We start from the raw sequence: 23,209 nt of genomic DNA, 5'->3' as shown, positions 1-23,209 counted from the left end.
GCCGCTCAGCTTGGGCGCGGCCGTTCTTCTCGCGTTCAGTCCCCAACAGCAGGTGCGCGCCCGATCTTCGCGATCCTCATCTTTTTTGCGGCAGTCCGATCACGGTCGCCGCGAGGTCCCGAAAACTCTCACCTTTAGCGATCTGATCGATACACAGGCCCACCACGGCCTGAGTTCGGATCATTCTCCGGACCGACGCGGGCCACACGGTATCGACCGGCAAAACACGCGTCACCGGCCGGCAAACGCGCCGGACGTGTATCATTCGCTCCTTGCGCTGTTCTGCGCTGGCGATTTCCGCTTGTCGAAGCCCGGATCGCGACCTCGTTCGCAGCCCGTTGTCGACGCGGCGAGCAAGCCGGTCGATGCGGATCTGAGCCCGACTCCCGCAGCTCGACGCCGCCGCGCCACGCGCGGCATACCGGCCGCCGGGAACCGCCTGAACCCCTTTCCGTGACCGCCAGACCCGATGTCAGTCTCCGAACTCAAACGCCGCCGCACGTTCGCGGTCATTTCCCACCCGGACGCGGGTAAAACCACGCTCACCGAAAAACTGCTGCTGTTCTCGGGCGCGATCCAGATCGCCGGTACCGTGAAGGGCCGCAAGAGCAACCGCTATGCGACGTCCGACTGGATGGAGATCGAAAAGCAGCGCGGCATTTCGGTCGCGAGCTCGGTGATGCAGTTCGAGTACGGCGATTGCGTGATCAACCTGCTCGACACGCCGGGTCACGAGGACTTCTCCGAAGATACTTACCGCGTGCTGACCGCGGTCGACGCGGCCGTGATGGTGATCGACGGCGCGAACGGTGTCGAAGCACAGACGCTGAAGCTGCTCGAAGTGTGCCGCAGCCGCAAGACGCCGATCGTCACGTTCATCAACAAGCTCGACCGCGAAGTGCGCGAACCGCTGGAACTGCTCGACGAAATCGAACAGCACCTCGGCGTATCGGCGGTGCCGTTCACGTGGCCGATCGGCATGGGCAAGGATTTCCAGGGCGTCTATGACGTTCAGCGCGATCAGGTGCGCGTGTTCCGCGCCGGCCAGGATACGGCCGGCGGCGCGGTGGAAACGCTGCAGGCGCTCGGCAACGAGGAAGGCGAGCGCCGCTTCGGCCATGCGTGGGTACGCGCGAAGGAAGAGATCGACCTGATCAGCGGCGCGACGCCAGAGTTCGATCGCGAGCAGTTTCTTGCCGGTCAGCAATCGCCGGTGCTGTTCGGCTCGGCGATCAACAACTTCGGCGTGAAGGAAATTCTCGACGCGCTGGTCGATCTGGCGCCGCCGCCGTCGATGCGCATGACGGTGCAGCGTCCGGTGCAGCCGGACGAGCCGAAGTTCACCGGCGTCGTGTTCAAGGTGCAGGCAAACATGGACCTCGCGCACCGCGACCGCGTCGCGTTCATCCGCGTGTGTTCGGGGCGTTTCGAGCGTGGCATGGCCGTGAAGGTCACGCGCTCGAACAAGACGTTCCGCGCGAACAACGTGGTGACGTTCCTGTCGCAACGTCGTGAAACGGTGAGCGAGGCGTATCCGGGCGACATCATCGGGATCCCGAATCACGGCACGCTGAGTCTCGGCGATACGCTGACCGAAGGCGAGCAACTGCAATTCGTCGGCCTGCCGTTCTTCGCGCCGGAAATTTTCCAGACGGTCGAAGTGGTCGATCCGATGCGCGCGAAGCAGCTTGGCGAAGCGCTGAAGCAGCTGGGCGAGGAAGGTGCGATCCAGGTGTTCCGTCCGGAAGCCGGTGGCCTGATGATTCTCGGCGCGGTTGGGCAACTGCAGTTCGAAGTGGTGTCGCATCGTCTGTCGACCGAGTACAAGGTCGATGTGCGGATGGCGCCGGCGCGTTACCGGCTGTCGCGCTGGGTGACCTGCGATGACGCGGGCGAACTGCGCCGCTTCACCGACTCGTACTCGGCGCGGATCGCGCTCGATGCATCCGATGCGCCGACGTATCTGGCTTCGCACGTGTCCGAGATCGAAGTCGCGCAGAAGGCGTGGCCGAAGATCGTGTTCAACGAGTTGCGCGAGCACTCGGGGGCGCCGTTCAGGAAGTCGATGTAAAGCGCGGTTGAATGGAAAGACTGTAGCGGTCGTTGTGAAGCGATGAAGAAGGCTAAATCGCGTTATAACGGCCGTTGTTTTTTGATTGCCGTTATCTGTTGGCCGGTTCTTGCGAGCGCGTGTCGCGCGTTCTTCTCTCTTAGCTACTGCTCTGGCCTGGCGGCAAGTCGTGCTGCTTGCGCTTCCGATGCGCTTCCGGTGTCGTCACATTTCCCTCAAATCGTGTCCTGTATCTGATTACGGATGCTGCTCTGGCAGTCATATAAAAATAATAACTGTGCCTATTCGCTGCACAATTTCGGCTAATCAATAGCGATCCTCAAATATCGCATTTTGAAGGATTAATTTGCCATTGGCCTCAATTAATTCTTGAAATCGAGACTGGTCCTATAGACCTCTCAATTTTTTTAAAATTACGATATCACGCATAGATGGATTGACTGATCTTTTTTCAAAAGGGATTGATTCCATGCTTCGAGTATTTGGCATGAAAGCGCGGGTACGATTGACGGCGCTACTCGTCTGTATGTCCCCGCTCGCCGGCGCTTGGGCGAGGTGCACCACCACCAATGTGACCGCGAGTTTTCCGCAGACCGTTGCGACGCAGCGGGACTCTCCTGGCGGAACTGTACTGGCGACAGTGCAAACCAATTTTGTCGTTACCTGTGATGCATCAGATTCAGGTGATAGGGATGCCTCGTGGTACGTCTATCTCAGCCCGTCCAATCCCGACTTCGGCTCGGCTCCCGTCACGAATACCAGAGCCACCAATTATGATGGAATCGGCATGCAATGGGTCAATCACAATTCGAACACAGGAACGGATTCGACGGTTTCAAGCAGGCCGTTGAATAATCAAGACTGGAATCGTGGAATTGCCTTCAGAGGGACAAGCACACTGACAGACACATGGACGCTTGTAAGAACCGGCCCAATTGCTTCCGGCATTTTGACATTGCCGCCGCTGTCCTTTATCTACAGAGGATCGAATTCGAGGAAAGAGATGGGCCCGCTGGCGACCATCGATTTCACGAGCGTCAACATTGTCGCAAAGTCTTGCAGTCTGAATACGCCGACAATCGGGGTTTCTTTGGGGCGGAATAGCCTGAACAAATTTACCGGCATCGGTTCGACAACCAACAACGTTCCTTTTTCGATCGGACTGTCCTGCAGCAGTGGCGCGAGGATCAATGTGGCACTGGAGGTGATGGCCGATTCCAGCCAGCCGGGCACCATCCAGTTAACGCCGGGCAGTGCCACGGCCATGGGTATCGGCGTGCAGCTACTCGATGCGCAGAGCAATCCGCTGCCGCTGAACATCAGTTTCCTCGCCGGCACAGCGGCCTCAGAGGGCCTCTACAACCTCAATTGGAATGCGCGATATATCCAGACGTCGAGCAAGGTGATATCCGGAACCGCCAACGCCACCGCGACATTCACGCTGACGTATCTATAAAGCGTTTTAAAAGCACTCGCACGCAGAAGCCTGATATCCGGCACCGCGCACATCCCGCGCACGTCATTACCGGCGGATATCAGCGTACCCTGTTTCGACGCTTCCTCCGCATCCATCCCGCCGACGCCCACACGCGTTCCAGCGTTGCATCGCGCGGCGAGACGTCGAGCCAGTAGCCATACTGGCTCCGCCACTTTTGGAAGTTCGCTTTTCTTCCAGCAGAACGAGGTCCGTGGTGTGTCTGGCTAACCTCAATGAATCGATGTCCGGGATATTCCCATACATCAAAAATCACGCGGTCTCCGTGGGATTGGTTACGGGTATATGCCAGTTGATTCGGACTGGTCCTACATACGAATTGCTTTCGAATCAATAACATGGCGATGCGCCTGAACGAGAAGCCAACAGTTCGAAGTGAAGACTGCTGCGGAACGTTGGAGCGAGCAAGGGCGTACGGCAGATCACGGCAAAAAGCATAGGCCGTACACATAAATATCTATTCATCCACTGGAATATCAAACATGAAAGCAACTTTCTCGGTACTTGCAATCGGCGGCCTGTTGGGTCTCGCATCGCTCGGCGCTCACGCCGCAGACGGCTTGATCACGATTAACGGCACCGTGACCGACACCACGTGCTCGATCAACGGCAACACGGCTGGCTCCGACTCGAGCAAGACCATCACGCTGCCGACCGTGACGGCGGCTTCGCTGGCTGCGATGGGCGCGACTGCCGGCACGTCGCAACCTGCCGACCTCGAGTTCAAGCTGACCGGTTGCACGACCGGCACGAAGGCAATCGCATCGTTCGAAAACGGCCCGAACGTCGATCAGGACACCGGCAACCTGACCAACAGCGGCGGCACCGCAGGCAACGTGCAGGTCCAACTGCTGAACGGCAACATGCAGCCGATCAACATCACGACCAACTCGAACAACCAGTTGGAAACCAACGGCGGCTCGATCACTGCGGGCGCGGCCGACCTGAAGTACTTCGCGCGTTACTTCGCAAAGGACGCGGCAACGGCTGGCACCGTGAACACGTCGGTGCAATTCTCGATGCAGTATCAGTAAGCATTGAGCAAAGGCGCTCACGTGAGCGAGCGCCTTTTTGACGGCACTTATTCCAAATCCAAAACATTAAAGGTAACGGTGATGAACCTGCTCAGAAAAACGACTATGACGATCGGTCTTGCGTGTGCGTTGCTCGTTGGAAGCGCACACGCAAGCGTGACGATCGGCGGTACGCGTGTGGTGTATCCGCTCGAGCAGCGTGAAGTCACGGTCAAACTGGATAACGACAGCAACACGCCGTCGCTGGTCCAGGTGTGGATGGACGAAGGCAACGCCGAGGCGAAGCCAGGCGAGATCAAGGCGCCGTTCGTAATTACGCCGCCAATCTTCCGTATGGACCCGAAAAAAGGGCAGATGCTGCGCGTGATGTATAGCGGCGAAGCACTGCCGCAGGATCGCGAGTCGGTGTACTGGCTCAATGTGCTGGACATTCCGCCGAAGGCGGAAGCGAGCGCCGACGCCAACGTGCTGCAACTCGCTTATCGCACGCGTATCAAGATGTTTGTACGTCCGGCCAAACTGGCCGGCAAGCCTGAAGATGCACCGGCGCAACTCACGTGGAAAATCGCGGCGGCACCGGACGGCAAGGGCCAGGCAGTGAGCGTCTCGAATCCGACGCCTTATCACGTGTCGTTCAGTGGAGTCGATGTCGAAAGCGGCGGCCACACCTACAAGAACGAGCGTGGCGGCATGGTGGCGCCGTTTGCCACGGAAGTGCTACCCATCGACAGAATGAACGCAGTATCCGCTGGCGCGAAGGTTCACTACAACGCCATCAACGACTACGGCGGCGCCATCGAAGGCGACGCCACGCTTGGTCAGTAAGCCGTAGCGTTGCCACGGGAGCGGCAAGCTCCCATCCCGAACTGAACTCTACCTGCGAATGGCGTGCGTCGCACAGGCGACGCACGGGGACAACGCACGCCTACTAAAAACATCAGAACTCGAAAAGACCAATGAAGCATTCACCTCGCCCCTCGTCTAAACGTCGTGCCCGTGAAGTATCGGATTCTTTCGGCCTAAGTCCCTTTGCCGCAATTGCCGTGCTGGTATTTGCGGTCGTGGGCGGCGTTCAATCCGCGAACGTGAAGGCTGCGGAAACGACCACCGTCGCGGCCGTCCAGTTCGACTCGACGTTCCTGCGCACCGACCCGACGCAAACCGTGGACATCTCGCGATTCTCGCAAGGCAATCCGATGGCCCCGGGGATTTATCCGGTCGATATCTACGTGAACGATATTCGTGTCGCGCGCGAGGACGTGCGTTTCGTGGCCGGGGGCGAGGGGCAAGGTGCGCATGCGTGTCTGAGCCGGCAGATGCTGGAAAAGCTCGGCGTCGATTTCGCCAAGGTGAGCGTGGATAGCGCCGTCAAGGCGGACTCTGCCGATGCAAAATCCGCTGCACATGCAAAGGATGGCAAGCAGGCGGGTGAATCGATGGTGGCCAATGCCGACGAATGCGTCGACATTGCGGCGATGGTGCCGGATGCGTCGATCGACTTCGATTTTTCGGAACAGAAGCTGATGCTGAGCGTGCCGCAGAAGTACATGCGTAACGCCGCACGTGGCTATGTGCCGCCGGAAATGTGGCAGGACGGCGTGAACGCCGGCTTCGTCAGCTACAACGCGAACACGTATCACACGTTCGGCTCCGGTATGGATTCGACGCAGAACTATCTGGGTCTGAATGCTGGCCTGAACATCGGCAGATGGCATTTCCGTCATCAGTCGTCCGTTACGCAGGGGACCGGTCGAGGCACGCAGTTCGACAACATCGCCACGTACCTGCAATACGACCTTCCGGCACTGAAGTCGCAATTGACGGTGGGCGACGGCTACACCACCGGCGACGTGTTCGACAGCGTGCAGTTTCGCGGCGTGCAGGTCGCCACCGACGATCGCATGTTGCCCGACTCGCTGCGCGGTTACGCGCCGGTTGTGCGCGGCACGGCCGAGTCGAACGCGCGCGTGACCGTCAGACAGAACAATCAGATCATCTACGAAACCAGCGTTTCGCCTGGGCCGTTCGAGATCAGGGACCTGTACGCGACTGGTTACGGCGGCAACCTCGATGTGACCGTCACCGAAGCAGACGGGCGCACCAGAAGCTTCACCGTGCCTTATGCGTCGGTCGCGCAGTCGTTGCGGCCGGGCACCACGCGCTTCTCCGTGACGGCGGGTCAGTTGCGCAACGGCACGTTCGGCAGCAAGCCAAATTTCGCGCAGTTCACGTTGCAGCACGGCTTGACCAACATGCTGACGATGTACGGCGGCGGCATTGCGGGTAACGGCTATCTGTCGGCGAACCTTGGCCTCGCGCTCAACACGCAGTTCGGCGCGATTTCCGCCGACGTAACGGGTGCGCAGACGCAAATTCCGAATCAGAGTTCGATGCGCGGCACCAGCATGCGCATCGGCTACAACAAGTTCTTCGATCCGACGAATACGAATATCGCGGTGGCGGCATATCGCTATTCGACCGCGGGCTTCATGAGTCTGTCGGACGCGGCAGCGGTGCGCGATCTGGCCGATCGCGGCGGCGACATCAATTCGGTTTATCGGCAGAAGAACCGTTTCCAGCTAACGGTCAATCAAAGTCTGAAGGATTACGGCAGCGTGTTTCTGAGCGCGTCCGCGCAGCAGTATTGGAACCACGGCGGCAGCGACACGTTCTATCAAGCGGGTTACACCAACAGTTTCAAGTACGGCACCTACAGTCTGAGTGTGGGACGCACGCGCAACGCGGACGGCTCGATGTCCAACCAGTACATGGCCAGCACGACGATTCCGCTGGGCCGTAGCACGCATTCGCCGCTGTTGTCGACGAGCCTGTCGAGTTCGGGCGGCAATACGAGCATGCAGGCGAACATGAGCGGTTCGTTGGGCGACACCAATCAGTTCTCGTACAACGCGTACGGTACTCAGGGCTTCGGCAATGGCGGCACTTCGTCCAATGCGGGTGTCAGCGGCGCGTACCGCGCGCCGTATGCGCAGTTGAACGCGTCGGCCAGCACCGGCTCGGGTACGAGCCAGGTGTCGGCAGGTATCAGCGGGTCGGTGGTCGTGCACCCGGGCGGCGTGACGTTGTCGCAGACGGTCGGCGATACCTTCGGCGTGGTCGAAGCGCCGGGCGCCGAAGGCGCAAGCGTGACGAGCGCGGCGGGCGTGAAGGTTAATAGCCGCGGCTATGCGGTCGTGCCGTACCTGACGCCGTATGGCATGAACACCGTCGACATCGACCCGAAGGGCGTTTCGACCGATGTCGAATTCCAGTCAACGTCGGAACAAGCCGTGCGGCGCCTCGGCTCGGTGGTGATGCTCAAGTACAAGACGGTGACCGGGCGCGCTGCATTGATCCGCGCGCCTCAAGCAGGCGATAAGGCGTTGCCGTTCGGTGCGGATGTGGTCGACGGCAATGGACACACCGTTGGTGTCGTTGCGCAGGACAGCCGTATTTTTGCGCGCGGGCTTGAGGATACGGGCTCGCTGTTCGTGAAGTGGGGCGCGGCGGCGTCGGAGCAATGCAAGATTGATTATGTATTGCCGAAGTCGACGGGTAAGGCGGGGGCGGCGTATCTGTCGGTGGAAGAGCAATGCGTCAGCGTGGAAGAGCAACGTCAGGCCGAAAATTTATCCGGCTTTGACGTCAACGTTCCCTTACTGAAGGGCTAGATTAAAGCGCTACTACGAGGGGATCAGTTTGGAAAATTGATAGCCTGCGCAACTGGCAGCGGCCTTCGGGAAAAATAGCAGCGTACCGTGCAAGGAATGAACATCATGAATTTACAAATAATAGGTATGAGTAACGCTCCAAGGTTAATGAACCGAGCGGTTCGACTGACGCGATCGCTTGCGCTGAAAATGGTTTTCATTATCTCCGTATTTTTATTGACGGATTCTCCAGCGCAAGCCCAAGCTTCTTCTGGTTGCACGATAGTCGGGCCGCAGCTGCCAGATACCGTGGTGAATTTCCCGGATACAATCACCACTCCTCGTAATGTACCTGCGAATACAGTGCTGGCTTCCATAACGGTTCCACTGAACGGAGCAACAGTCGGAAAGACTTACGCAAGCTGTACTTCTATATCGGAGCCGCTTTGGCGCTGGACTACATCGCCCGCCGCTCCCCTTCTAGCTAACCGGATTAATCCCACTTCTGTAACGGGAGTCGGTTATGTTGCGTACCTCTCTGGCGGCGGCTTCACCGATTCTATGCCACTAGACACGAGTATTCCCTTGGCATCTGTCCCCGGTGCGTCTATCAGTGGAACGCTAATCTCTGCCAGATTTGTTTCTCAAATGTTTGTCACCGTAAATCTTGTCGCGACGGGGATACCGATCGTGCCTGGCAAACTGACATTAAACCCGAGTGGCAGTGGGGCTGGTGTAACCGGCAGAGTTGGGTCTTTATTCGCGCTTTCAGGCGGTGGCATAACTTCTAACGTAACCGTCCCCAGCAACCAAACGACGATCGCAGCGCCTGCGTGCTCAGTGACAACTCCTTCTTCTGCAGTCACACTAAGCCCGGTTCCGGTAAGTACATTGAGAGGCGTCGGGTCTGCTGCAGGGAGCGGCTCTGTGTCACTAAGTCTCAATTGTGCCGCCGATGCAGGTCGAATCTTTGTCACGCTGACCGACAGCACTAATCCAACTAATTCGGGAAACACGCTTTCGCTAGCATCTGGCTCGACTGCAAGCGGCGTCGCGCTGCAGATACTGGATCCGTCGGGGAATCCGATCCTGTATGGCCCGGATTCATCGAACGTCGGAAATACCAATCAATGGCTGGTCGGTCCGGCTAATGTTGGGACGATGAATATTCCGCTTACCGTGAGATATGTGCAGACGGGCGCGAAGGTCCAGCCGGGCACCGTCAACGGAGTCGCCACCTTCACGATGTCGTATCAGTAGTCCGTGCGGGGCGGCGTTGTCCGCCCTTCGTCGCGTTGTGTGAAATCAGCGCGGCATGATGGCGGGCAAGCGCTCTGCGCTCCGGCTTCTCTTGCGGGTAGATGACGCCCGCCGCCTGCCGGGCTTCCCCTGCTGTCACCTCATGACGTGCATCACTCGCTCCTAACCTGTTTTCCGACGCTGCCAGTTGGCCAGTCGACGACGCGGCCGAACTGAGCCATTTCACCGATTCATACTCGGCGCGGATAGCACTCGACGCATCCGACGCGCCGACATACCTAACCTCGCACGTATCCGATATCGAACAACTCGCGCAAAACGCGTAACACGAAGACCGTATTCAACCAGCCGCGCAAGCACCCGCCCGCGCCGTCCAGCCAGTCGACATCAACCCCACCCCAAACCACACGCACCTCACAGCATCGGCGAATGCAGATGATCCGGATGATCGAGCATATCCGCGACCAGATGCAGCGACTCCTCGATCGCGCTCGCATCCCCAGGACCACCAAGGCAGATACGCACCGCGTTCGGTGGATTGCCGTCGGTACTGAACGCCGCGCCGGAGACCACACCGATCTGTTTCATGCGCAGATGCGAAGCAAGCTCCGACGTACTCCAGCCGGTTTCCGCAGGCACCGTCAACCACAGGTGAAAGCAGTCTTTCGACGCTTCGATATCACGCGAGGCGAACACCCGCGCGGCAATCTGCTGACGCACGACGCATTCGCTGCGTATCGCGGTGAGCATCTGCTGCGCGATACCGTCTTCAATCCAGCGCGCCGCGAGATGCGACATATACGGGCTCGCCATCACCGTGGTCGCGCGTAACGCGCCCGACAGCCGCTCCGCATGGCGCGCGTTCGGCGCAACGACGAACGCCACGCGCAAACCCGCGCCGAAGCATTTCGACATGCCGGTAACGTAGTAAGTCAGTTCGGGCGCCAGCGTCGCGAGCGCGACGGGCGGTGTCTCGCAAAGCATGCCGTAAGCGTCGTCTTCAATGATCGGCACGTCATAACGCAACGCGATATCGGCGATATGTTCGCGACGGTTGCGCGACAGCGTGCGCGTGGTCGGATTCTGCAGCGTCGGATTGCAGTAGAGCACGCCTGGCTTGCGCGTCTTGCACAGCGCCTCGAACGCCGCCGCATCGATGCCTTCGTCATTGCGCGGCAACGGCGCGAGCGGCATACCCAACTGATTCGCGATGACCTTCAGGCCAGGGTATGCGAGGCAATCCGTACAAATCGCCTCGCCCGGCTTCACGAGCCGCAACAGCAGCGCAACGAGCGCGCTATGAATGCCGGGGCAAACCAGCAGCGCGTCGGCGCGGTGCGACGGCACGGTGTGGCGCAGCCACTGGCTCGCCATCGCACGTTCGAACTGCGAGCCGCCGAAATCCTGATAGCGCAGCACCGACCACGGATCCGCGCCGCCGACGATCCGCGCCGCCGACTCCGCGAGCAGCGCCGTCATCTGCGGCGGCTCGGGCGGCATGTTCATGGTCATCTCAAGCGCGGTGCCCGCGCGCAGCGGCACCGCGGGCGGCCGGCCGCGCACGTACGAGCCGCTGCCCGCGCGTGAATCGATGAGGCCGCGCTTGCGCGCTTCGGCATAACCTCGCGCCAGCGTCGTGTAGTTGACCCCGAGCGCATCGGACAGATCGCGTAGCGCGGGCAAGCGGTCGCGCGGACGCAGCCGGCCGCTCGCCACGTCTTCTTCGATCAGGTCGGGAATCGTCTGATAAACGGGCTTTTCGCTTTCGGCGAGCCGTTTGAGCCAGTGCGCGGTGACGTTTGACATGAGCGGGCGCGATCAATCGCGTAAAGAATGAACGACTTGATTCTAGTGAGAACGCACGCCGGAAAATAAACAATTGATTGCATGCGATTGCATCGAATGATCCGGTTTGATGCACACACGCACCGAATCAATAATTGCTTGCCCCACGGCTGGGCGAACGCGCATTCGCGCTATTTCCGCGATGCCACGCAGGCTCATCGCTAGCGCGCATTCGACGAAAAAAATTGCCCTGGATCATTGCCGACACGCGGTATTGATTGGCAATTGATCGCATGTCGCGCGTCACTTGATGGCATACCCGTTGCAAAAGAACAGGCGTCGGCTACCCGCCGGCAGAAGCCCTCAACCATTGAACGGAGTCATGCAATGCCCGCCATCACCACGCTTGCCCACAAGACCGGCGACTTCCTCGTCGATTACGAAGAGAAGGTATTCGAGGACGTCAAGGCGGAACCCGGCGAGAAAGCGCTCGTCACGTTTCATACCGTCGCATTCGAAGGCTCCATCGGCTTCGTCAACATGCTGCAAGCCACGCGACTGCAACGCAAGGGCTTCGAAACGACGATCCTGCTCTACGGCCCCGGCGTGATGCTCGGCGTGCAGCGCGGCTATCCGACGCTCGGCGCCGAAGCGTTCCCCGGCCATCTGAACTTCAATAATCAGTTGATGAAGTTCATGACAGAAGGCGGCAAGGTCTACGCGTGCCGCTTCGCGCTGCAGGCGCTCTACGGTCAAACCGAGGCCGCGCTGATCGAAGGCGTACGCGCGATCAATCCGCTCGACGTGCTCGACCTGAAGCTGCTGCATCGCAAGTCGAACGCGCTCGTCATCGACACCTGGACTGTTTGAGCGCGAGCATCGCCATGTCGACCTCATCCTCGAAGCGTATCGTTCGCGCCGCCGCCGTGCAGATCGCGCCGGATCTCACGTCGGGCGCCGGCACCCTCGCGCGCGTGTGCGAAGCGATCGTCGACGCTGCTCGCCAGGGCGTGCAGCTCGCGGTGTTTCCCGAAACCTTCCTGCCGTATTACCCGTACTTCTCGTTCGTGTTGCCGCCGGTGCAGTCGGGTGCCGAGCATCTGCGGCTCTACGAAGAGGCGGTGACGATACCGGGCCCGGTGACCGACGCGGTGGCCGCGCTTGCACGCGAGCATGCAATGGTGATCGTGCTCGGCGTGAACGAGCGCGATCACGGCAGTCTCTACAACACCCAGTTGATCTTCGATGCCGACGGTCAGTTGAAGGTGAAGCGCCGCAAGATCACGCCGACTTTCCACGAACGGATGATCTGGGGCCAAGGCGACGCCGCTGGTCTTAAAGTCGCGCAGACCGCCGTGGGCCGCGTGGGGGCACTCGCGTGCTGGGAGCACTACAACCCGCTCGCGCGCTACGCACTGATGACGCAGCACGAAGAGATCCACTGCAGCCAGTTTCCGGGCTCGCTGGTCGGTCCCATTTTCAGCGAGCAGATCGAAGTGACGATCCGCCATCACGCGCTCGAATCGGGCTGCTTCGTCGTCAACGCGACGGGTTGGCTCAGCGACGCGCAGATCGAATCCGTCACGAGCGACCCGAAGCTGCAGAAGGCACTGCGCGGCGGCTGCAACGCCGCGATCATTTCGCCCGAAGGCCAGCATCTCGCGCCGCCGCTGCGCGAAGGCGAGGGCATGGTGATCGCCGATCTCGACATGGCGCTGATCACCAAACGCAAGCGGATGATGGATTCGGTCGGCCACTACGCGCGGCCCGAACTGCTCAGTCTCGCGATCAACGAACGGCCCGCGTCGCCGGTGTTTTCTTTCGACGCAGCGCCTGCTGCCCCTTCATGGAGTGCTCACGATGAATGCAAGCGTCAATTTGCCGGAATCGAAACTGCAGCTGCTGACTGAACTTCAGTCGAGCGGTCTGCGGCTCGGCGAACCCGACGCCGCGGGTTTGTCGCGTCGTGGCGGCGCGGGACCGTCCGATCACAAGGCCGTGGTGGTCGACGGCGTCACGCTGATGGTGCCGGTGCATACGCATGGCGCACGCCAGTCGGCATTCGTCGCCGGTGCGCCCGATGCGAACGGCGTCAGCGTGCTCACGCGCGGCAAGATTCCCATCGCACAGATCGCGTTCGCGCAAGCGCCGCGTTTCTACAAGCTGCAAACGCTCGACGGCGTGCCGTACTCGCATATCGCCACCTTGCATGGCACCGATGTACTCGCGACCACGGTGCTGCAAACGTGCATCCGTTACGAGAGCCGCAAGAAGGCTTGCAAGTTCTGCGCGATCGGGCAATCGCTCGCGGCGGGCCGCACGGTTGCGCACAAGACCCCGGAGCAGCTCGCGGAAGTCGCGCGCGCGGCCGTGCTGCTCGATAAGGTCAAGCACATGGTGCTCACGACCGGCACACCGCCGACGCCCGACCGCGGCGCGGCGATTCTGTGCGACAGCGCGCGTGCAATCCGGCGCGCCGTCGATCTGCCGATTCAGGCGCAATGCGAGCCGCCCGACGACGACGCGTGGTTCGCACGCATGCGAGAAGCGGGCATCGACACGCTCGGCATGCATCTCGAAGTGCTCGGCGACGCCGAGCGCGCGCGCATCATGCCGGGCAAGGCAACGGTGCCGGTCAGCCGCTATATGACGGCGTTCGAGGCCGCGGTGCGCGTGTTCGGACGAGGTCAGGTGAGTACCTACATTCTCGCGGGCCTTGGCGATTCGCAGCAGCGCATTCTCGATACCGCGCGGCAGCTCGTCGAGATCGGCGTTTATCCGTTCGTCGTGCCGTTCGTGCCGATTTCGGGCACGCCGCTCGAAGACCATGCGCCGCCGACGCCGGAATTCATGCGCTCGATTCTCGCGCCGCTCGGCGCGATGGTGCGCGAAGCAGGTTTGCGCGCCGACGATATCAAGGCCGGCTGCGGCAAGTGCGGTGCGTGCTCGTCGTTGTCATCGTTCGAAAAGGCGGCCGCATGAACGCACTCGATAGCCGTGGCGAACTCGTGGTGCGCTGGGCACGCGAGGCGTGGGAACGCGATGCGGCCTTTGCGATCCGTCGCGAGGTGTTCTGCGCGGAACAGCGTCTGTTCGCGGACGACGACCGCGACGCGATCGACGACCACGCGCAGGCGCTCGTGGCGGTGTGGAGCGCGCCAGGCGCCGGGCCGATCGTGGTCGGCACCGTGCGGATTCATCGCGATCCGCAAGCAGACGACACCTGGTTCGGCTCGCGTCTTGCCGTGAGCGCGGAATTCCGCCGTCACGGACGCATCGGCGCAAACCTTATCCGCCTGGCCGTGAGCAGCGCGCATGCGCTCGGCTGCACGACTTTTCTCGCGCACGTGCAGGCGCAAAACGCGCCGCTGTTCCGTCGGCTGCACTGGCGCACGCTGGCGGAAGAGTTGTTGTTCGGCCGCGCGCATCACGTGATGCAGGCCGACCTCGCGCACTATCCACCGTGCGCGACGCCCTACGAGGGCTTCGTCGTCGATCAGCGGAGCGCGGCATGAACCTCGATCAGATCGTCGACAAGGTGCGCGCGAGCCGGGGTGTCGCGCACAAGACCGATATTGCGCCGATGCTCGAAGTACTCGGCGCGGGGCACGCGGTTGGCACGCCCGATGACGCCAGCGCGGTGATGGCGGCCGGCGACGACTGCGCCGCGATTCCCGATGGCGACGGCTGGCTGCTGTTCGCCGCGGAAGGCATGGTCAGCGACCTGATCGACGCGATGCCGTGGTTTGCCGGCTACTGCGCGGTGTACGTGAACGTCAGCGACGTGTGCGCGATGGGCGGCCGGCCGCTCGCCGTGGTCGACGTGATCTGGAGCCGCGGCGTCGAGCCCGCGAAGCCGGTGCTCGAAGGGATGGCGGCTGCCGCGCGTCAGCTCGGCGTGCCGATTGTCGGCGGCCATAGCAACGCGCGCAGCGAACGCACGCAGCTTGCGGTCGCGATACTCGGGCGCGCGAAGCGGCTGCTGTCGAGCTTCACCGCGCGCGAAGGCGAACGTTTGTTGATGGCCGTCGATCTGCGCGGTGCGTTCGTCGAGCCGTATCCGTACTGGAATGCCGCGACCGAAGCGCCCGCCGAACGCCTGCGCGGCGACATGGCGCTGCTGCCGCAGATTGCCGAAGACGGTCTGTGCGCGGCGGCGAAGGACATCAGCATGGCCGGCATCGTCGGCACCGCGATGATGCTCGCGGAGTGCTCGCGCGTCGGCGTGCGCATCGATCTCGAACGCGTACCGAAACCGGACGGCGTGCCGCTCGAACGCTGGCTCGATGTTTTTCCGAGCTTCGGCTATCTGCTGAGCGTACCGCCGCATCACGCCGAAGCGGTGGCCGCGCGCTTCGAAGCACGCGGCATCGCCTGTGCCGATATCGGCGAAATCACCGGCAACCAGTCGGTCGATTTACGTTTGAACGGCGACACACGCAGTGTGTGGCGGCTCGACGAACAGCCGTTCATCGTGCCGTCCGACCGCCGCGCAACGCGCGCGTTCGACGCGCCGGTTACCTGAATGTTTTAAGGAACACGCTCATGCCCGTCACTCATTTCGTCGTGCGCTGGCCCGATGGTCGCGAAGAGCGCTGCTATTCGCCATCGACGATCGTGCGCGACTATCTGCGCCCCGGCGACTACTCGCTCGACACCTTTCTTTCCCACGCGCACGACGCGCTCGACGCCGCATCCGAACGCGTGCGCGCGAAATTCGGCTACGCGTGCTCGTCGGCGCTCGACCAGTGGGCGGTGCTCGAGCACACCGCCGAAGCCTATCGCTCGAATCCGGCGGCGCGGGTCACCGTCGTCAGCGTAGATTGACCTTCACAAGGAGATTTCCATGTCCAAACAGACGCTTGCCGCTGACGCGCCGGTCGCCGACGAACATTTCAGCGCGATCATCGTAGGCGGCGGTCAGGCTGGCCTGTCGATGAGCTACTACCTGAAGCAGTACGGCATCGACCACGTCGTGCTCGAAAAGCGCACCGTCACGCATACGTGGCGCGAACAGCGCTGGGACGCGTTCTGTCTCGTCACGCCGAACTGGCAATGCGCGCTGCCCGGCTATCCGTATCGTGGCGACGATCCGCACGGTTTCATGAAGAAGGACGAAATCATTGCCTATCTCGATGGTTTCGTGCGGCATGTCGATGCGCCGGTGCGCGAGGGCGTGGCCGTCACGCGCGTGACCAAGCGCGCAAACGGCGGCTTTCTCGTGCAGACGAGCGCGGGCACGCTGAGCGCCGATCAGGTCGTGGTGGCGTCAGGTGGCTATCACACGCCGATCATGCCGCGCATGGCCGAGCGTCTGCCGTCTTCGATCGTGCAGATCCAGTCGTCGGAATACCGCAATGCCGCCGCATTGCCGGCGGGCGCGGTGCTCGTCGTCGGCTCGGGGCAATCGGGCGCGCAGATCGCCGAGGATCTGCATCTGGCCGGGCGCCGGGTCGTGCTGGCGGTGGGCGAGGCGCCACGTTGCGCGCGGTTCTATCGCGGCCGCGATGTGGTCGACTGGCTCGCGGAGATGAAGTACTACGACATCCCGGTCGATGAGCATCCGCTGCGCGAAGGTGTGCGCGACAACACCAATCACTATGTGACGGGCCGCGATGGCGGGCGTGACATCGACTTGCGCAAGTTCGCGCTCGAAGGCATGGAGCTTTATGGCGCGCTCGACGATTACGTCGATGGCGCGCTGCGCTTCGAGCCGAATCTGCGCGCGAACCTCGATGACGCCGATGCCACCTATAACCGCATCAACGCGTCGATCGACAGATTTATCGCGCAGCAGGGCATCGAGGCGCCTGCCGGGGAATCGTATCGGCCGGTATGGGAGCCACAGGCGGAGCGTGGCGAACTCGACCTCGCGTCGAGCGGAATCGGCAGCATTGTGTGGTGCATCGGTTTTCGACCCGACTTCAGCTGGATCGATCTGCCGGTCTTCAACGGCCGTGGCTATCCGGGACACGCGCGCGGCGTCACGTCGTACGACGGCCTTTATTTCGTCGGGCTGCCGTGGCTGAACACGTGGGGCTCGGGCCGCTTCTCGGGCGTCGCTCGCGACGCCGAGTACCTGGCGGGCCGCATCGTCGCGCAGGCGAGGCCCGATGCGCGCGCGGCGTGAGTCCGCCGCGGGCGCGCGATCATCTCCGCGCGCGCCGCAGCCGACGCGCACGCATTACGTGGCGGGCATGCCGGAACTCGCGTTCGCGGGGCTGTCGGAACAATGGCTGCTGCGCACCTGCGGGCAGTTGCACTGGAGCGCGCTGGCGGCGCAGTCGGACTGCGCGCTGCCCGACTTCTACGACGATGAAGGCCGCAAGTCCTACGCGGCGTTCATGGCGATCCGCGTGCGCGAGGCGCGCCTCGAAGACGTTAGCGAGAACCAGCGCTTCGCGATCGAGACGGACGTCAGGCGCATTGCGGGTGCGCGCCATTTCGGACAGTTCCGCGTGTTCACGACCGAAAGCGCGATTGCGCGTGTCGAGATGGTATCGACGTTCGTGCGGCGCGAGCAGGCCGGCGACAATCGCTCCGTGTGCCGCGCGATGTTCGCCGGCACACCCGTGAGCGCGACGCCCGACGCGGCCAGCGAGCTGGTCGCGCAGGCGAAGCGCTTTCGCTCCGGCGAATGGACGCGCCACGGCCCGCTCGATCGCGCGGTGCACGCGGCGCGGCATGTGGTCGACTATCTGCCTTGCCCGTCGCTCGATTTCAACGGCGCGCATCTGCTCTATTTCGCGAGCTTCCAGTCGATGGTCGAGCGGGCCGAATGGCATTGGCGCTCGGCACAGCACAGCGCGCCGCCAGCGCTCGTCGAGCGCGAGATGGCGTTTTTCGGCAACGCCAACGTCGGCGACAAACTGACCCTCACGTTCGGCGCGCGCCGCGCGGACCACGACGGCCTGTCGCACTGGTGCACGGTCGCGCGCGTGGCCGATGGCGCGTGCATCGCCGAAATCGTCACTCATAAACGGTGGACCCATGAATGACGCAGTCGCGTTGCCGCGCAACGCGCTTTACACGCAGAACGATCTCGCGGATGTGCCATGGCTCGACGCGCGCCCCGGCGAGTTTCCGTATCAGCGCGGCATCCACGCGACGATGTACACGCAGCGGCCTTGGACCATCCGGCAATACTCGGGCAGCGCCGACGCGGCCGCGTCGAATCGCGCGTATCGGCAGGCGCTGGAGCAGGGCGCGAAAGGCCTGTCCGTGGCCTTCGATTTGCCGACGCATCGTGGCTACGATTCCGACTGCGCGGACGTGGCAGCCGATGTCGGGATGGCGGGTGTCGCGATCGATTCCGTCGAGGATATGAAGCGCCTGTTCGATGGCATCGCGCTCGACGAAGTCTCCGTTTCGATGACGATGAGCGGCGCGGTGCTGCCGGTGCTCGCGTCGTACATCGTCGCGGCACAGGAAGCCGGTGTCGAAGCGGCGCAACTGCGCGGCACGATCCAGAACGACATCCTGAAGGAGTTCATGGCGCGCAATACGTACATCTTCGCGCCGGAGCCGTCGCTGCGCATCGCGACCGACGTCGTGCGTTACGTGCTCGAACACATGCCGCATTTCAATGCGATGTCGGTGTCCGGTTATCACTTGCAGGAGGCCGGAGCGGACGGTGTGCTCGAACTCGCGCTGACGCTGGCGAATGCGCGCGAATACGTGAGCCGTCTCGTCGACGACGGCGCCGACGTCGAGCGTGTGTGCGCGCAATTGAGTTTCTTCTTCGCGGTGGGCCGTGACTTCTTCGGCGAGATCGCGAAGCTGCGCGCCGCGCGTGTGCTGTGGGCGCGGCTTGCGCAATCGCTGGGCGCGTGCTCGCCGCGCGCGCTGCAACTGCGCATGCATTGCCAGACAGCGGGATCGACGCTGAGCGCGCGACGCGTGCACAACAACGTGGTGCGCACGACGGTGGAGGCGATGGCCGCCGTGTTCGGCGGCACGCAGTCGCTGCATACGAACGCGTGGGATGAGGCGCTGTCGCTGCCCGGCGAGGCTGCCGCGACGCTCGCGCGCGACACGCAGTTGATCCTGCAGCACGAGATGGGATTGTGCGACGTCGTCGATCCGTGGGGCGGCTCGTATCTGATCGAGGCGCTCACCGCGCAAACGGTCGCGGCGGTCGAAGCGACGCTCGCCGACATCGACGCTCAAGGCGGTGTCATCGCGGCGCTTGAAAGCGGCTGGATCGACGCGCGCGTGCATCGTGGCGCCGCGCAGATGCAGGCGCGGACCGATGCGGGAGAGCGGCTGGTGGTGGGGGCAAACCGCTGGCACGAATCGCAGCCGGAGCAAAGCGAGTGGCTCGACATCGATGGCGGACTGGTGCGCGCACAACAGGCGGATCGTCTGCGTCGTCTGAAGGCGGCACGCGACAGCGAGCGTGTGCGTACCGCGCTCGCCGCGCTGTCGGATTGCGCACGCGCCGGCAGCGGCAATCTGCTGGCGGCGACGATCGACGCGATAAGCGCGCGTGCCACCGTCGGCGAATGCACGGCGGCGCTCGAATCCGTGTGGCCGCGCTGGCGGCAGCCCTTGCGAGTTGAGGCGCAGGTCTACGCCGAGGCCCGTGACGGCGATGCGGCGTGGCAGGCCGTGCGGACCGCGGTGTCGGGCTGGAGCGCGGCGCGCGGGCGCAAGCCGCGGATGGCGCTCGTGAAACTCGGGCAGGACGGCCACGATCGCGGCGCGCGGGTGATCGCGGCCGCGCTCGGCGATGCGGGATTCGAGGTCACGCTCGGACCGCTGTTCGCGACAGCTCGCGAAGCCGCGGCCTGGATCGCGGCGGATGAGCCGGATCTCGTCGGCGTGTCATCGCTCGCGGGCGCGCATCTGAGCTTGGTTTCATCGCTGATCGATGCGCTACGCGAGCGAGGCAGCGAAACGCCGGTCGTGCTCGGTGGCATCGTGCCGTTCGCGCACCATGCCGCGCTGAGGGCGTGCGGCGTGGCGGCCATCTTTGTCGCGGACACACCTGTCGACAGGATCGTGCTTGAACTGCTGCGGGTGCTGGACAAAGCAAAGGCATTGACCGGGTGAGATCAGCGCGCCCCGGCGGGGGCACGCCAATTACAAAGATTCGTCAGTAGCCGGCGCCGGCCGTATGGGGACACGCATCGCAATAAGGTGCCGCGCCGGTCCCGGACTTCGCCTATGCTGACTGAACCACGCGCCTCGCTACGAGGCCCCCGCCTCGCCCGCCGCAAGGAGCGCCCGTGACCGTCCGCAATCTCGACGCCCTGTTCCGACCCAAATCCGTCGCTGTGATCGGCGCGTCCGAACGTCCGGGCAGCACCGGTGCGATGGTCTGGGCGCGCGTGCTCGACGGCGGCTTCGCTGGCCCGCTGTGGCCGGTCAATCCGAAATACGACACGCTCGGCGGCCACGCGGTGATCCATGACGCCGGCGATCTGCCGCAAGCGCCTACCGTCGCCGTGATCTGCACGCCGCCCGCGACGTGGCCCGCGTTGATCCATAGGCTCGGCGGCATGGGTACGCGCGCGGCGATCATCGTCGGCGAGGTGCGCGATGACGACGACCGGTTGGCGCTGCGGCACGCGCTATCGGCGGCGCGCCCGCACCTGCTGCGCATCGTCGGGCCGGGCAGCATGGGTGTGGTGTCGCCGGCGCTCGGCGCGCATCTCGGCGCGCCGTCGTGCACGGTCAAGGCGGGCGGCGTCGCGTGGGTGTCGCAGTCGAATGCGCTGACCAATGCGGTGCTCGGCTGGGCGCGGGCGCGCGGGCTCGGCTTTTCGCATGCGGTGGCGCTCGGCGATGAGGCCGACGTCGATGCCGGCGACGTGCTCGATTACCTCGCGAGCGATCCGGGCACGCGCGCGATCCTGCTCGAACTGGATAGCGTGCGGGCCGCGCGCAAGTTCATGTCGGCCGCGCGCGCGGCGGCGCGCAACAAGCCGGTGCTGGCGCTGCGCTCCGGCCGCGACGATCCCGCCGATGGGCTCTATACCGCCGCGTTCCGGCGCGCCGGCCTGGTGCGCGTCGATGCGCTCGACGATCTGCTCGATGAAATCGAAACGCTCGGCGTCGGGCGTGTGGCGGCCGGCGGCACGGCGACGCTGATCACCAGCGACCGCGGCCTCGCGACGCTCGCGCGCGACGCGTTTGCCGCTGCCGGCGGCGTGCTCGCGCCGTGGCCCGCCGAGGCGTCCGAGGCGCTGCAACAGGCGCTGCCGTATGCGACTTGCGGCAATCCTTTGCTGCTCGGCGATACCGCGCGCGCCGAGGATTTCGGCACCGCGCTGGAACTGCTCGCCGGGCATCGCGAGACGGGCACGGCCTTTGTGGTCCACGCGTCGACGCATGGCGCGCCGGTCGATGAGGTTGCGCGGGCGCTGATCGCGCATCAGCGCTTCGCGTATCGCGGCTTGCTCGCGTGCTTCTTCGGCGGCGTCGATGCGGCGATGCGCGACGCGCTGCACGCGCAAGGCATTCCGGTGCACACGACGCCGCAGCGGCTCGCGCGGGCGTTCGCGCGTCTGGTCGATTACCGGTTGGGCCGTGAGCTGCTGATGCAAACACCGGAGGGCTTGCCCGCGCAGGTTCCTGAATCGATCGATGCGGCTCAAGCTCAGGTTCGCGAAGCGCTGGCGGTTGGCGAACACACATTGATTGGCGCGGCGGCGGCGCGGTTTCTGGCGCGCTTCGGATTAAGCGCGGAAGAAGTCGACGGGGAAGAGACAGCGCATCGCGTGGCCGGCAGCGAGAGCGGGGCGGTGAGCGCAGCGGCGAATGGCATGGCAGATCGTGCATCGGGAGATGCGGCAGCCAATGCGCTGGCAAATGAGCTGACAAATGAGCTGACAAATGAGCTGACAAACGCGCCCACCGCCAGCGCGCCAACCGCAAAACCCATCGTCGACCTTGCCATCGAACTGCACGACGATGACAACTTCGGCCCAGTGTTCCGCTTCACGGTGCCACCGGTCGACGGCGTGTCCGCGGCGTTGAGCGTCTACGGCCTGCCGCCGCTCAATCCGATGCTCGCGCGCGATATCGTCACGCGTTCGCAGTATGCGCGGCTCGTTGCGCCGGAGCCGACCCTCGCTGCGTTGACGGCGTTGTCGCAAGCGGTTTGCGACGTACGCGAAATCGTCGGGCTCGCGTTGACGCTCAGGGTCTATGTAGATCACGTGATGGTGGTCGACCCGGTGCTCGATCTCGGCGCGCAGCGCAGCCGCCTTGCGATCGTGCCTTATCCGCGCCGCTTCGAAGAGACACTCGACTGGCACGGGACGCGCGTAACGGTGCGGCCTATCCGTCCTGAAGACGAACTCGCGCATCGCGATTTCGTGCACGCGATGACGCCCGAGGATTTGCGACTGCGTTTCTTCGGCGCGATCGGCGCGTTCGATCACTCGCAACTTGCGCGCATGACACAGATCGACTACGACCGCGAAATGGCGCTGATCGCGACTATCGTCAACGAGCAAGGTGTCACGCAGACGCTCGGCGTCGTGCGCGCGGTAGCCGATCCCGACAACGAAACGGCTGAATTCGCGGTGGCCGTGCGCTCGGATCAGAAAGGCCGGCGCCTTGGCCAGTTGCTGATGCAGCGGATCATTGCATACGCGCGAGTGCGCGGTATTCACTGGCTGATCGGTGAGGCATTGCGCGAGAATGGCGCGATGATCGCGCTCGCGAAGTCCAGCGGTTTCACGATCACGCGGACCGACGATCCTGGCGTGGTTGGGTTTCGAATGGCGCTCGACGAGACGGCCGGAACGGACGCGAAGAGCGGGCCGACGACAGGCCAGCAACAGCCGGCGCGTTAAACGCGGCCGGGTGCCGCGGCGAGATCGCGTATTGCGAGTTTGCGGCGACGCCGTGCGCGCACAAGCGCCGAATGTGGCGCATGAAGCTCATCTTTTGTCTTCATTGG

At 63.2% G+C, this 23,209-nt stretch carries 18 protein-coding genes and 1 pseudogene; 17 read left to right on the top strand and 2 right to left on the bottom strand.

The genetic code is table 11. The annotated features are described in order from the left end of the window. Nucleotides 1-469 precede the first annotated feature (469 nt). From L0U82_RS32410 to L0U82_RS32390, 5 genes are all read left to right on the top strand, one after another. On the top strand, nucleotides 470-2,071 hold the full coding sequence (locus tag L0U82_RS32410; protein ID WP_233837347.1) for a peptide chain release factor 3: 1,602 nt from the start codon (nucleotides 470-472) through the stop codon (nucleotides 2,069-2,071). 436 nt (nucleotides 2,072-2,507) lie between these two features. Next, nucleotides 2,508-3,527: a fimbrial protein gene (locus L0U82_RS32405; protein WP_233837346.1), complete on the top strand. Its 1,020-nt coding sequence runs from the start codon at nucleotides 2,508-2,510 to the stop codon at nucleotides 3,525-3,527. 521 nt (nucleotides 3,528-4,048) lie between these two features. After that, complete coding sequence (locus L0U82_RS32400; RefSeq protein ID WP_233837345.1) at nucleotides 4,049-4,600, top strand: fimbrial protein; 552 nt, start codon at nucleotides 4,049-4,051, stop codon at nucleotides 4,598-4,600. Nucleotides 4,601-4,681: 81 nt separating this feature from the next. Further along, nucleotides 4,682-5,425 carry a fimbrial chaperone gene (locus L0U82_RS32395; protein WP_233837343.1) on the top strand — a complete coding sequence of 248 codons (744 nt, stop codon included), beginning with the start codon at nucleotides 4,682-4,684 and terminating at the stop codon, nucleotides 5,423-5,425. 131 nt (nucleotides 5,426-5,556) lie between these two features. Beyond that, a complete protein-coding gene (locus tag L0U82_RS32390; protein ID WP_233837342.1) occupies nucleotides 5,557-8,271 on the top strand; it encodes a fimbria/pilus outer membrane usher protein in 2,715 nt (904 codons plus the stop codon). Between the two features lie 23 nt (nucleotides 8,272-8,294). Here the strand turns inward: L0U82_RS32390 and L0U82_RS32385 are convergent, their stop codons facing one another. Next, on the bottom strand, nucleotides 8,295-8,627 hold the full coding sequence (locus tag L0U82_RS32385) for a hypothetical protein (protein ID WP_233837599.1): 333 nt from the start codon (nucleotides 8,625-8,627) through the stop codon (nucleotides 8,295-8,297). A 184-nt stretch (nucleotides 8,628-8,811) separates the two neighbouring features. Between L0U82_RS32385 and L0U82_RS32380 the strand changes: the two genes are divergently transcribed. Further along, nucleotides 8,812-9,510, top strand: coding sequence for a fimbrial protein (locus L0U82_RS32380; protein ID WP_326489784.1), 699 nt, complete (start codon nucleotides 8,812-8,814; stop codon nucleotides 9,508-9,510). A gap of 197 nt (nucleotides 9,511-9,707) precedes the next feature. Beyond that, nucleotides 9,708-9,882, top strand: a pseudogene (prfC, locus tag L0U82_RS40030) (peptide chain release factor 3); the annotation flags it as partial. 42 nt (nucleotides 9,883-9,924) lie between these two features. Here prfC and L0U82_RS32375 read toward each other — a convergent pair. Beyond that, a complete protein-coding gene (locus tag L0U82_RS32375; RefSeq protein WP_233837341.1) occupies nucleotides 9,925-11,316 on the bottom strand; it encodes an aminotransferase-like domain-containing protein in 1,392 nt (463 codons plus the stop codon). Nucleotides 11,317-11,682: 366 nt separating this feature from the next. Between L0U82_RS32375 and L0U82_RS32370 the strand changes: the two genes are divergently transcribed. From L0U82_RS32370 to L0U82_RS32325, 10 genes are all read left to right on the top strand, one after another. Then, entirely contained in the window at nucleotides 11,683-12,165 is a 483-nt protein-coding gene (locus L0U82_RS32370; protein WP_233837340.1) for an MSMEG_0572/Sll0783 family nitrogen starvation response protein, read from the top strand. A gap of 14 nt (nucleotides 12,166-12,179) precedes the next feature. Continuing rightward, the gene (locus L0U82_RS32365; RefSeq protein WP_233837339.1) at nucleotides 12,180-13,205 is read left to right on the top strand and encodes a Nit6803 family nitrilase; all 1,026 of its coding nucleotides are present in this window, start codon (nucleotides 12,180-12,182) and stop codon (nucleotides 13,203-13,205) included. Continuing rightward, nucleotides 13,156-14,277, top strand: coding sequence for an MSMEG_0568 family radical SAM protein (locus L0U82_RS32360; protein WP_233837338.1), 1,122 nt, complete (start codon nucleotides 13,156-13,158; stop codon nucleotides 14,275-14,277). Before L0U82_RS32365 ends, L0U82_RS32360 begins: the two co-directional genes overlap by 50 nt. Continuing rightward, nucleotides 14,274-14,810 carry an MSMEG_0567/Sll0786 family nitrogen starvation N-acetyltransferase gene (locus L0U82_RS32355; RefSeq protein ID WP_233837337.1) on the top strand — a complete coding sequence of 179 codons (537 nt, stop codon included), beginning with the start codon at nucleotides 14,274-14,276 and terminating at the stop codon, nucleotides 14,808-14,810. Before L0U82_RS32360 ends, L0U82_RS32355 begins: the two co-directional genes overlap by 4 nt. Beyond that, a complete protein-coding gene (locus tag L0U82_RS32350) occupies nucleotides 14,807-15,820 on the top strand; it encodes a sll0787 family AIR synthase-like protein (RefSeq protein WP_233837336.1) in 1,014 nt (337 codons plus the stop codon). The genes L0U82_RS32355 and L0U82_RS32350 overlap by 4 nt, the downstream gene beginning before the upstream one ends. 20 nt (nucleotides 15,821-15,840) lie before the next feature. Further along, complete coding sequence (locus L0U82_RS32345) at nucleotides 15,841-16,122, top strand: MSMEG_0570 family nitrogen starvation response protein (protein WP_233837335.1); 282 nt, start codon at nucleotides 15,841-15,843, stop codon at nucleotides 16,120-16,122. A 19-nt stretch (nucleotides 16,123-16,141) separates the two neighbouring features. Further along, the gene (locus L0U82_RS32340) at nucleotides 16,142-17,425 is read left to right on the top strand and encodes an MSMEG_0569 family flavin-dependent oxidoreductase (protein WP_233837333.1); all 1,284 of its coding nucleotides are present in this window, start codon (nucleotides 16,142-16,144) and stop codon (nucleotides 17,423-17,425) included. Beyond that, nucleotides 17,409-18,293, top strand: a complete 885-nt coding sequence (locus L0U82_RS32335; RefSeq protein WP_233837332.1) for a Pnap_2097 family protein — start codon at nucleotides 17,409-17,411, stop codon at nucleotides 18,291-18,293. Before L0U82_RS32340 ends, L0U82_RS32335 begins: the two co-directional genes overlap by 17 nt. Then, a complete protein-coding gene (gene scpA / locus L0U82_RS32330) occupies nucleotides 18,286-20,349 on the top strand; it encodes a methylmalonyl-CoA mutase (RefSeq protein ID WP_233837331.1) in 2,064 nt (687 codons plus the stop codon). Before L0U82_RS32335 ends, scpA begins: the two co-directional genes overlap by 8 nt. A 176-nt stretch (nucleotides 20,350-20,525) precedes the next feature. Then, a complete protein-coding gene (locus L0U82_RS32325) occupies nucleotides 20,526-23,102 on the top strand; it encodes a bifunctional acetate--CoA ligase family protein/GNAT family N-acetyltransferase (RefSeq protein ID WP_233837330.1) in 2,577 nt (858 codons plus the stop codon). The last annotated feature ends 107 nt before the right edge of the window (nucleotides 23,103-23,209 follow it).

The sequence above is a fragment of the Paraburkholderia sp. ZP32-5 genome (assembly GCF_021390495.1).
Taxonomy (GTDB): Bacteria; Pseudomonadota; Gammaproteobacteria; order Burkholderiales; family Burkholderiaceae; genus Paraburkholderia.
This window is presented reverse-complemented; position numbering and strand designations above follow the sequence as displayed.